5 protein-coding genes are annotated in these 12,295 nt (G+C 49.7%); all 5 read left to right on the top strand.

Translation table 11 applies throughout. The features are described from left to right. Nucleotides 1-18 precede the first annotated feature (18 nt). The 5 genes from OB236_RS30945 (at nucleotide 19) to OB236_RS30925 (ending at nucleotide 12,199) form a co-directional block, all read left to right on the top strand. Complete coding sequence (locus OB236_RS30945; RefSeq protein WP_262687444.1) at nucleotides 19-1,227, top strand: GDSL-type esterase/lipase family protein; 1,209 nt, start codon at nucleotides 19-21, stop codon at nucleotides 1,225-1,227. A gap of 129 nt (nucleotides 1,228-1,356) precedes the next feature. Next, nucleotides 1,357-5,901, top strand: a complete 4,545-nt coding sequence (locus OB236_RS30940; protein ID WP_262687442.1) for a golvesin C-terminal-like domain-containing protein — start codon at nucleotides 1,357-1,359, stop codon at nucleotides 5,899-5,901. Nucleotides 5,902-6,142: 241 nt separating this feature from the next. After that, the gene (locus OB236_RS30935; RefSeq protein ID WP_262687440.1) at nucleotides 6,143-10,279 is read left to right on the top strand and encodes a WIAG-tail domain; all 4,137 of its coding nucleotides are present in this window, start codon (nucleotides 6,143-6,145) and stop codon (nucleotides 10,277-10,279) included. 132 nt (nucleotides 10,280-10,411) lie between these two features. Next, nucleotides 10,412-11,206: a DeoR/GlpR family DNA-binding transcription regulator gene (locus tag OB236_RS30930; RefSeq protein WP_262687439.1), complete on the top strand. Its 795-nt coding sequence runs from the start codon at nucleotides 10,412-10,414 to the stop codon at nucleotides 11,204-11,206. Between the two features lie 24 nt (nucleotides 11,207-11,230). Next, nucleotides 11,231-12,199 (top strand): ROK family protein, encoded by a 969-nt coding sequence (locus OB236_RS30925; RefSeq protein WP_317259398.1) that lies wholly within the window; start codon nucleotides 11,231-11,233, stop codon nucleotides 12,197-12,199. The last annotated feature ends 96 nt before the right edge of the window (nucleotides 12,200-12,295 follow it).

Genomic DNA, 12,295 nt, shown 5'->3' with positions numbered 1-12,295 from the left:
AGGTTAGGTGAATTGGCGATGAAGGAATTATTCCCTAGAAGAGGGCTTCCTAATGTAATTCATAAGTTGGAAAATGGGGATGCGGTGACCATAGTTTATTTGGGCGGCAGCAATACCCGATCTGAAGGATATCGGGTCATGACAGCGGAATGGCTTCGTGAGCAATATCCCAAGGCGGATATCCGCTGTATAAATGCAGGCATTTCTGGAACGGGATCGGATTTAGGTTGTGCACGTTTGGAGATGGATGTACTGCGGCATCAGCCTGACCTGGTGTTTGTCGAATTTGTTGGAAACGACGGCGGTGTTTCCGAGTCCAAGATGCGGATCGAAGGAATCGTGCGTCAAATCCGCAAGCGGAGTCGTTTTATCGATATCCTGTTTGTTTATACGTTGAAGGAGCGGGACGTCGCCGGATTTCAGGCCGGGCAATACCAGAAGGGAGCTATTATGCAGGAGGAAGTGGCCGAGTATTACGGTATTCCTTCGATTCATTTGGGCATAGCTGTCAGCCATTTGGTGTCAGAGGGCAAGCTCATTTTTACCTCTGGGGCAGACGAGCCCATTTCTGGAGCAGCTGTTTTTACGCATGATTCGATTCATCCTACAATTCCAGACGGGCACCGGATTTACTCGAGTACGATCACCCGGTCGTTTGAGAAAATTCGCGAGCTTCGAGGCGGTTTGCCAAAATTTGAACATAACTGGCCGCAGGAGCTTTTGGTCCCGGGCAATCCTTGGGAGTATGCCGCTATGCTGCCGTTGGATAGCCATGCCCATTTTTCGGCAGGGTGGTCGTATATGATGCCTGATGATTCAGACTTGGTCCGTGAATACAATTGGTTATTTCCCGGCATATGGCGGGCAGTCGACCCGGGAGAAGCGCTCACGGTGCAGTTCACAGGCACTCACATCGGGCTATTCGATATCGGGGGACCGGATTCCGGCAGACTGAAGGTGACGGTGGATGGGGAGAAACCTTTCCTCGTTGATCGATTTACACTGTATAACGATCATAATAGGAATCAGTATGTTTATTTGCCGGAGCTTCCGAATGGGAAGCATACGGTTCGCTTCGAGATTGATTCCGAGAAGACAGACAAAGCGGCAGTGTTTGAGGCAAGCGGCAATGAACGAAGCCTGGAGCATGTTCGGCAGCATCCGGATTGGTACAAGCAAACAGTGATTCAGCTTGGAAAGCTGCTGCTGGTACAGCCGCCATTATAGTCGGCGCTTCGTCACGAAAATTCGAACAAAGGAGGTTTTTGCGAAAGCGCTATCAAATGGCGGAACCGCCCATTCATTCGTTGACATTCGTATAGTTTGAAAGCAGATCATGGGGAGGATGTGAAATTTATGATAAGAAGCAAACCGTTTTTTTTAATAGTTCTCATCATGACTATGATATTTCCTGTAAACCTGCTCGGAATCAAGACTGTTATTGCGGAAATCTTACCGTATAAGACATTTATTGTTGATGATGGAAGCCTGACGGTCGATAGTGTCGTCACCGCAGATGTTTATAACACCAATACCGGCTTCTCGGCTCCAAATTGGTCCACAAGTACGGGGGTGAAGGGATATAATAATTCCAGTTCCAAATATACGGATGCTGTGAACCGAAGCATGACCTGGAATCCGCGATTAGAAGCAGGTATGGCGAGAATATCGTTTAATAAGCTTAATTGGGCGGATAAAGCAGACAGTAATGTCAAAATTGAAATTATTCACAACGGGATTACGGATGTCATATTTATGGATCTGAGGCCTTCATTCGGGTCGCCCGTGGGATGGGTCGATTTGGGTGAGTATGAATTCAACGGTAAAGATACCGAATTTGTCAGACTTACCCGAATTCAACCTACGACCGGCACTATCATTACACGGGCTGATGCTGTCAAATTCGAAGGGAACATCAAGCAGCAGGCTCCACCGTTGCCTCCTCTGCGCAGCCGAACTTTGACGAACCTCAGTTATACGGAAAAAGGCAGCATAGAAAACGCAAGCTATAAGGCGACCTTCTATGAAGCAGCCTGGGAGGATGGCAAATCGATCGTTCGTGATTTGTTCTACAAGGACGAGGGATCAGGGAACTGGGTCCCAGTCAATAATGTGCCTGAGAGACTTGAGGAACAATGGGTTTTATTGGATGGGAATGCGGGGAGTCTAGCCAATTACTATGATACGATGAACAAGCGCTGGATTACATTCGATAGTATCGAATTTCCAAATAGCCATACTGCGGTATTAACCGACTCTTTGCATGGAAGCGATTACGATTTGCAAGTGAACTGGTCCATGTCAGCGAACAAACCTGAAGTTTCCTTCGCTTTTACCCCTCGCCGGGATGGGAATTATGTAATCGGATATCAATCTTTCACAGCGGAGTTAATCTCTGACGTAAATGAAGTATTAAACGGTTTCAGGTCGCATGCAAAAATGATAGGTTCCGTGGAATCAACAGGATTAAGGGAGCTGACTGCTCCAATGAGTCTGGTTGAAAAGAATAAGGGCACGGGGAATGCTGTTTCATACGGGGTATTTGTACCGTCCGCAGAGCTTCCGCTCGAATTTGAACCTACAGGAGGCGTTACCAATCAACGGCTTGGTATGAGTCTTGTCAACAATGAAGGCAGCGTTCAGCCGATCCTGTATGCTCCTCAGGTAGGGAATTATTCGAGAATGACTGCAGAAAGCAAATATCAGTTCCATATCGGGTTGATCGCACAAAAAAGTAGTTTATATGAGGCCTACGAGGATATTATACGCAGCGAATATGGTTATTCCGCTTACCGAAAAAATGTTGCCAGTCAGTCGCTTACCGATGCGATGTTCAATATGATTGATTTGATCAAGATGCAGCCGCAAGGCGACGATTCAGTTGATTATGTTTCGTCACCCAGCGGCTGGTGGAACCGGGCCAAGGGCTTCATTGATATTGAGAACGAGGATAGCGTTCGAACAACGTCGAATGCCGTGCTTCTGGGGGCGTACTATATGACCGGAGACGACCAGCTTTACGATACGCGGGCGCTGCCTTCCATCCAGTACGGAGTATCTCGAAATGGTATCGGTTGGTCGCCGACGCAGAAGCCGGTATACGGCGTGCCGTCATTATGGAAAATGGCGACCTTGCCGTTCGATGTTTCCACCATAGCTGCTGTTTATCAAATGATGGGCGGGTCAGCAGGCATTCAAGAGCTGGGGCAGGAGGAGTACCGTTTCCGCAATCCCGACCAGAAAGACAGGGGCCCTGTCATTCAACCCCTGATGATGTATCGTATGACTGGTGATGCGCAGTATTTACAGGCTGCCAAAACTGCAGCAGATAACTATATCGCTCAAAATATCGATACCCCTGAGTCCGTAAATGTGAGTAAAAATGAGTTTATCTATTATTATAGCAAGCTGTGGATGGAGATCTTGGAGCTTTACGAGGAAACGAAAGATCCCAAATACTTGAACGCCGCGTACAAGGAAGCCAAACAGTACGCTACCATGTTCGTTACACGTCCGGTCCCTGGAGGTACCGCTACGATCCCTCAGCCGAATACGTATAATTACGCGGAGTCGTTCCATTGGCCGGAAAGTGGCAGGTATGATTATCCCAGAGATAAGCTCCCGGAGGATGTGACCGGAGGCGTACAAGTGGACAGTTGGCTTGTTTCACAGAGCGGGCTTACTTTTGAGGCGGGAAGTACTTCGGGATTTTATCGGATGAATGCGCAGGAGGCTCCGTTCATGCTGAGGTTGTCGTTGTATACAGGCGATAAGCTGCTGCAGGATATCGCTCATAATGCGGTAATCGGACGCTATTCCAGCTATCCGGGCTACTACTACAAGGGTTTCGCCGTTAGTCAACTCGAACCGGATTTTCCTCTGCAGGGTCCAAGCGGGGCTACATCGATTTATTATCACCATATGCCGGCGCAGCTCGGGCAAACGATGGATTATCTGATCAGCGAGCAATCGCTGAAATCGAATGGGAAGATTGCATTTCCTTCCGTATTCGAGACTGATTTTTTGTGGTTCAAATATCACCTCTACGGTCATAAACCAGGCACCTTTTATGGTAATTCCAACGTTTGGCTCTGGATGCCCAAGGGGATCATTCAGACCAACCATCCTCAATTAAACTGGATAACGGGGGAGAGCGGAAATAAGTTCTACATCGGATTGAGTAATGAATCCAACGCTGAAGTACAGACTCCAATCCAATTGAATCCGCAAATCATCGAGTTCAATCCGGCACAGGATTATGCGGTAACCATCATCCGCGATAATGGCACACCACAGCAAGGGGTTATGCGAAATGGAATTATTAATGCTACGGTTTCAAGCAGAGGAATAACCGCGATTATTGTGGAGGGGCTTGATATCAATGTGCCGCTGCACCAGACCAGAACTGCCGATACATCGGGTGCAAGCTATTTCTTCGATATCCACAGTCCGATAGACGCAGTTAAAGGCATGCTAATCGTCAAGCCCGACGAAACATCCTACGACGCTTACGTGCAGGCAAAAACGACCAAACCGGCGACGCTCCATTACTCGTTGAATGGAGGGGCCACATACACTACCGTTCCAGATACGATATATCCGATGGAATGGTCGATTAGGGTAAACGACATGTCCCAAACGTTCACCTATTATGTGGAGTCAGAGGACAAGCACACCCGTACGCGGACGTTATACCTGCCTGATCAGGTAACGGTAACTCCGTCTCAACCGGAGTGGCAGCAGGGATCATCCATCATTGTGGATAATGCTGAGGCAGAGATAGAAGGTGTCTGGATACGTGATACAACGGCTAATGCCTATTATTACGATAACTATGCTTATGCGAAATCGACTGCCGGAACAGCGACCAGCAGGATGGTCTGGCGACCGGAGCTGCCGGAAACCGTAACTTATAGCGTGTATTCCAAGCTTCCTCAAATAACAGCGACGAACGAAAATTGGTCAACGAATGCCTCATTTAAGGTTTATTATAGTGGAGGTTCTGAGACGGTTACGGTTGATGAGACAACGGGCAACGGGTCATGGGTGTTTCTGGGAGCCTATCCTTTTGCTTCAGGCCATAGTGGGTATGTCGAACTAACCAACAAGGCCAACAACTCACAGGTAGTTGCCGATGCTGTCATGTGGGTGAACAATAATAAGATGCCGCCATTGGAGTCGGTAGCCATTATGTCGAATCGGAGCGAACTGCAGATGACTCAAACCGCTCAGCTGACCGTAACCGGCTATCTGTACAACGGCTTGATTGGTAATCTGGGAAATGCCAACGTGCACTATTATGTCGACAGGAACGATCTGGCTGAAGTGGACAGTAATGGTGTGCTGACCCTCCAACACCTCGATGGTGAAACGGATCACATCACGGTTTGGGCCACCGTAACGATTGACGGAGTGACCTTAACGACAACGCCATTAACCATATCCATCAGGGACCTGACGGTTATTATCGACAGTACGAATACGGCTGGATTATACGCCACGGAAGGGTCTTGGAGCCAAAGCAATTTAGCCGGATACAAAATTGGTGTTAAGTCCCGTTACTCTACGGTCCAAGGATCATCGGCGACATGGAAGGCTCAGTTTCCAGAGGGGAGGTATACCGTCTCCATTTATAAGCTTGTCCACACTACGGCAAATGATAATCATGTTAAAGTGGAAGTGAAGCATCAGTCGGTTACTGAAGCCACGTATATCGATGCGACAGTTGGCTCGTCGGGTTGGGTCAATCTCGGAACATTCGACTTTACTGGAGACGGCAGCGAGTATGTTCGTTTAACCAGGCAGACCCCGACAACGGTAGATCCGCCAACCCTTCCTGCCAACATGATCTATACAAGGGCTGACGCAGTCAAGTTCGAAAGGCATTCCGTCAGTCCGTAATTATAACCCGATTTATAAGCTGCAAAATAAATCAGCCCTCCGGATCATTACTTGGATCCAGAGGGCTTTGTCATTTACAAGGTTTTGGATATGTTTATAGAACTCACTACAGCAAACGGCTCGTAGCTGCGCCTATTTTTCCATAGGCAATGACTTCCATCTGGGTGAATGCATATGTTACAAAAGACTACTAAATGCGGTGCCCAACAAGAAGCATTACCAAAACGGGAGGAAGTGCAGGATGAAGAAGCCAACTAGCCGTGGTTTGAGTAAGAGTAGACTGCTGCCAAAAAAGAACGGGGCTTATATTAATGAATTGAAATGGTTGGATGATGTTCAGGATTCGGATCGAATTAAGAAGATTCATCCAGCAGATAATGTCGATGCTACGATCAGTCATACTGAACTTGCCCAGCCAGTGGCTCAACAAACCGCTGAGGAACCTCTTATAAAAGTGGGGAAATCAAGGACTGACAGTGTACCCTTATTGTTAACGCGTAAGGCTGCTGACGGAGCAGGCAGCGGAGGCGTTATTTACACGGACGATTTGGCTGAGGAATCGGTTACTGCTGAGAAGATTGCGCGGAATGCGATTGAAGGTAGTAAGGTTAAGCGCGGCGCAATTGGAAACGAACAGCTGGCCGACTATGCAGTGACTGCGGCAAAGCTTGGGGATCGCAGTGTGACTCAGCAAAAGCTGGGACTTCGATCAATTACAGAGGAGCATATTGCGTCATTTGCAATCACGGGTGACAAGATTCAGGAAAGAGCGATTGGAGGCGAAAAGCTGCAGGATAACAGCATCACCTCTGAGAAGCTGGCAGACAAAACGATTGATGCCATGAAAATTGCCGAATATTCGATTCAAACCAAGCATTTGGCTGAGGAAGCGATTACTGGCGAGCTGATTCAAAACCAGTCGATCACGTCTGAGAAAATCAAAAGCGGTACGATTCAGGCGACGAATCTGGCCAATTACATCATCAATTCGGCAAAGCTGGCAGACTTGTCGGTCACAACAGAGAAGCTGCGTGACCACTCCGTAACGGCGAGTAAAATCGCAGATGGGGAAATTACGGCGGTGAAGCTGGGCAAGCAATCCGTGACGGAGGAAAAGCTGGCAGCCTGGAGTGTTAATTCGGATCATTTACAGTCAAAATCTATTTTGCATGAGCATCTGGCAAGCGGCATCGTGCACAGTGATTCTATTGGGCCCAAGCAGGTTATCGCAGAGCATATCCTTGGCGGTGCCGTGACGGGTGAGCACTTGCGAGATCATACGGTAACCTCCGAGAAGCTGGCGAAGCAATCGGTGGGTGGTATACATCTACAGGATTTGGTGATAGAAAAAAGGCATCTTCAGCCTAAAAGTGTGGAAGCCCAGCATTTGACGGATGGGGCGGTAACCGCAGGCAAGCTTGCTCCGCAAAGCGTAGGCACGGAGCAGCTGAGTGCGGCATCGGTAGGCACAGATAAGCTAAAGGAGCAAGCTGTCACTTCGGCGAAGCTGGGTAGGAAGGCTGTTACCAGTGAGCATCTATCCGGCAATGCGGTAAGCAGCGGACACATTACTGAGAAAGCGATTCAGGCTCTCCATATCGGGCTGCTTGCCGTGGGCAAAGAGCATTTGCAGGATCAGTCCGTTGTGACTTCGAAGCTGCAGGATCGAGCTGTAACTTCGGAAAAGCTGGCAACAGGATCGATCCAGCATCAGCATATTCAAGAGGGTGCAGTATTATCCGGGCAGTTGGCTAATCACAGCATTACGACCTCGAAGCTTTCCAGTGAATCGGTATCAACGGATAAGCTGACTAACTTATCGGTTACGACGGCAAAGCTGGCGCAATCGAGTGTGACGTCGGATAAACTTGGCCGAGAATCGGTGCTTGGCGAGCATATTTCTACTGGAGCTATTCAGTCTACCCATTTATCCAAGGCTTCTGTAAAAGCTATTCATTTGGCGACAGAAGCGATAACCCGTGAGAAAATGGCTGATAAAAGCGTGACCTCGGAAAAGCTGGCTGATGGTGCTGTGACCACTGCACATTTGAGCGCAGCCTCGGTGAAGGCGGCTCAGCTGGCTGATGGTGTCGTGCAAACCGCGCATTTGAGCGCAGGTGCTGTGAAAAGTGATCAGTTGGCCGAGGGCGTAGTGGTAAGTCGCCATTTGGGAGCGGGCGCAATTAGTGGGCGCGAGCTGTCATGGGGCGCAGTGAGCGGTGTTCATATTGCTGCGAATGCAATTAATACGACTCAGCTGCATGTGCAGTCGGTGACCGGGGCTAAGCTGGCACGTGGTGCGGTGGAGGCAGAGCATATAGCTGACGGTGCGGTTGGCAGCGAGCAGTTGGCACTTGGCGCCGTTACGAGCATTCAGCTGGCTGATGGCGCGGTTGGCAGTCGCGAGCTGGCGCTTGGTATTGTTGGAAGTATGCATCTTGGCGAAGAAGTGGTAGGTACGTCTCAGCTGCAAGAACAAGCGGTAACAGGGACAAAGCTGGCCCCATCCTCGGTTGAAGCTGTGCATCTCGCTGCGGGTGCAGTGAGTAGTGAGCAGCTGGCAGAAGGTGCAGTAACAGGTCGTCATCTAATGGAAGGTACGGTTGGCGGGCGCGAGCTGGCACTGGGTTCTATCAGAGGCGATCACCTGACGCTGCATGTGATTGGCACAACGCATTTGCAAGAGCAGGCGGTAACAGGAGTGAACCTGGCACCAGGTACAGTAGAAGCCGCTCACTTGAGTGCCGAAGCGGTGGGAAGTGAGCAGTTGGCTGATGGTGCAGTAACGAGCCGTCATCTGTCTGCAGGTGCTGTGAGCCGTCGTGAGCTGGCATGGGGTGCAGTGGGCAGTGCTCATATTGCTGAGGAAGCAATCGGCACGGCACAACTGAACGATAAGGCTGTGACAGGAGCGAAGCTGGCGTTGGGTGCAGTGGAAGCCGCACATCTATGCGCGGAAGCAATAGGAAGCGAGCAGTTGGCCGAAGGTGCGGTGGCGAGTCGCCATTTGGCTGCAGGAGCGGTAAGCGGTCGTGCACTTGCGTGGGGTGCGATTGGCGGTCCGCATATCGCAGAGGAAGCGATAGGAGCTGCTCAACTGCAGGAGCGTTCAGTGACGGGAGCGAAGCTGGCATGGGGTGCTGTAAGTACGGCACATTTGGCTGCTGGAGCTGTAGGTGAAGAGCAACTGGCCGAAGGTGCAGTGACGAATCGTCATCTGGGAGCGGAAGCGGTGAGCAGTCGTGAGCTGGCGTGTGGCGTAGTCGAGGCGAAGCATGTAGCTGGCGAAGCAATCGGTACATCACAGCTGCAAGAGCAAGCTGTGACTGGAAGCAAATTGGCGATCGGGGCCGTGGATACGGCGCATCTGAGTGTCGGGAGCGTGGATAGCGAGAGGTTGGCTGAAGGTGCGGTGACGAGCCGTCATCTGGCACTGGAAGCGGTGAGCAGCGAGCACATTGCTGAAGAGGCGATAAGCACAGCACAGCTGCAGGAGCAAGCGGTAACGGGAACGAAGCTGGCATGGGGAGCCGTGGAGGCCGCACACCTGAGCAATGGAAGTGTGGGAAGTGAGCAGCTTGCTTTTGATGCAGTTGCCAGCTGTCATATTGAAGCCAGCGCGATTATCGGTAAACATATTGCCGAGGAGGCAATTGACACCGTACAGCTGGTTAATCAGGCGGTGACAGCTGCAAAGCTGGCGCCGAGCGCGGTGGACTCCGTGCATCTGAATACAGGTTCTGTAGGAAGTGACCAGTTGGCCAAAGGTGTGGTGACGAGTCGCCATATAGCGAATGGTGCAGTGGGAAGCGAGCAGTTAGGCAACGATTCGATCGATGGCTTGCATATTAAACAAGAGTCAATCTCAGGCTACCACTTGCTCCCTGGGAGCATAACTTCGATACATTTGGAAACCGGACTGGTTGAAAAGCTGTTGTTAGCTGCATCTTCGAGATTTCAAGCAACGGGCGTTCAGCCGGTGGATACAAAAGTTGCGGAAACGGAGGCTGTGGATACAACTGACGTGATGATTGCAACTGGAGTGGAAGCAGAGTTTCCGGGTACAACTGCAGCCTCAGCTGAGATTCTGAATACAAATACGGTCGCCTCCACCAAAGTCGCCACAACAGTTCAACAATTCGGCATATGTTCCTTTCTGATGCGGGTGGAAGAAGAGTCCGTAGAAATCGGAATTCATTTTGATGAGCCATTTGCCGATGAACAGTACGCGTTAGTGGTCACAACGGATCAAACCAACAGCTATGGTGTTATTCAACAAAAAAACTGCGATAGTGCTGTCATCCAGATTGTTCGAAGCCGTTATTCGCCTCAGTTGGACGGAACTGTGAACTGGATCGCAATGGGTCGGACCCCATAAGCAATTTGTGCCTATAATCAGCAACGCTTTTAGAGGTTGCTGATTTTTTTGGTCATTATCATGATTGAAATTATCATAATAAACCCCTATACTATCAACATAGATGATGGATGTGCAAGGAGAGGGAGAGGGATGAGCGAACAGGAACTATCCAAAGGCGAAGAACGGCGGAGTAGGATTATGAATGCTTTAAAAGCTCATGGTCGGTTGACCATTCAGGAAATAATTGAAAGATTCCATTGCTCGGAAGCGACTGCACGCCGGGATTTAGATGTTTTGGTGAAAAAAGAAGGGGTTATCCGTACGATCGGAGGTGCACAATGGGAAGGCTTTACAGGGCATCGTGAAGCGTCCTTTCAGGAAAAAAAGCAGCTGCTCTGGTTGGAAAAGGAATCCATAGCTACTACTGCGGCTGCTTTGATTGAAGAAGGCGACGTGATTGGATTGTCCGGTGGAACGACAACCTTTCTTATCGCCAAAGCGATTAAAAACAAAAGGAATATTACCGTTGTAACCAACGCTGTCAATATTGCTATGGAGCTTGCTGACAGTGAGGGCGTACAGGTGGTTCTAACGGGCGGTGTGATGCGTAAAAATAGCTTTGAGCTGTGCGGGCCGCTTGCAGAAAAGGTCATTGAAGATTTAAATATTGGTAAAATGTTTCTGGGCGCCGATGGGTTATCGTTGGAGCATGGGATTACAACTTACTCGGAGTTGGAAGCCCAGATTGGACGCTTGCTGTTGAAGCGCTCCAGAACGAAGATTGCCGTGCTCGATCATTCGAAGGTCGGCAAAGCCTCGTTATTCGGAATTGTTCCGTTATCCTCGCTGGATATTTGTGTGACCGATGCTGTTCTGGATCCAGAGCTTGCGTCAGCTTTGGCGCAATCGAAGGTGATTGTTTATTTGGCTGATCAACATACATAGCCATAACTATGGGAAAGGTAGTGAATGATGGATTTTTTAATTGGAATCGATATTGGAGGCACGAATGTTGTATGCGGCTTGACCGATGCCTCCGGCAAATTACTGCACAAAATCAAACAGCCTACAGAAGCACTGCGGGGCAGTGATTATGTATTTGACAAAATAAAATGTATGGTGGACGAGCTGTTGGCTCTTGGTGGTATTCAGCGTGAAGCGGTACGGGCTATCGGCGTCGGAACCCCGGGTTTCATCGACCCTGACAAAGGAATAACCCTGTTTGCCGGGAATTTACGCTGGACCCAGGTTCCTACAGCGGAAGAGATTCGTAAACGTACAGGGATACCAACCTATATTGATAATGATGTTAGAATGTATGTGTACGGTGAGGCGGTTTGTGGAGCTGCCCAAGGCTATGAGCATGTGCTCGGGATCACGATTGGAACGGGACTTGCTGCGGCTGTTATTAATCAGGGTAAGCTTTATTATGGCGGCGGCTATATGGCAGGTGAGCTGGGACATATCATTATGCCGGAAATTCCTTATACTTGCGGCTGCGGAATGCGCGGCTGTCTGGAGACGGCGGTGTCTGCCACGGGTATTGCCCGTCAGGCACAAGAGCTGGTTCAGAGTGGCAGACCCAGCATACTTCGGGAATGGCTGGAGGCCGCACCTGACAAGAGCATCACAGCGGCTGATGTTTCCAAAGCCTATGATCAGCACGATTCGCTGGCTATCGAGGTGATGAACCATACGGGCATGCTGCTTGGTAAAGGTCTTGCTAATGCAGTAACACTGTACAGTCCCGATGTGATCGTGATTGGCGGTGGCGCCGCGCTGGCGGGTGAACGCTTGTTTGCGCCAATGCGGGAGCAACTGCAGCAATCGGTGTACCATGGCTACTGGGAACGGCTGACGATTGTCACAGCTGCAATGATAGATGATGCCGGAATCGTCGGAAGTGCGATGGCTGCGGGCAACAGAGCCATTCAATAGTAGATACATGAAGACGGCAAGAACTCCAGATTCTAGAATGATATGTAACTAACCTGCTGAAGCAAATTTTCATTATCGGTACTGGTATAATAAATA

It is taken from the genome of Paenibacillus baimaensis (assembly GCF_025567575.1).
Note: the sequence above shows the minus strand (reverse complement) of the source record. Positions and strands in the feature narration are given on the sequence as shown.

Bases quoted from the DNA above. Each gene is read 5' to 3' on its own strand.
- OB236_RS30945 (WP_262687444.1), top strand. From the start codon at position 19: ATGAAGGAATTATTCCCTAGAAGAGGGCTTCCTAATGTAATTCATAAG.
- OB236_RS30940 (WP_262687442.1), top strand. From the start codon at position 1,357: ATGATAAGAAGCAAACCGTTTTTTTTAATAGTTCTCATCATGACTATG.
- OB236_RS30935 (WP_262687440.1), top strand. From the start codon at position 6,143: ATGAAGAAGCCAACTAGCCGTGGTTTGAGTAAGAGTAGACTGCTGCCA.
- OB236_RS30930 (WP_262687439.1), top strand. From the start codon at position 10,412: ATGAGCGAACAGGAACTATCCAAAGGCGAAGAACGGCGGAGTAGGATT.
- OB236_RS30925 (WP_317259398.1), top strand. From the start codon at position 11,231: ATGATGGATTTTTTAATTGGAATCGATATTGGAGGCACGAATGTTGTA.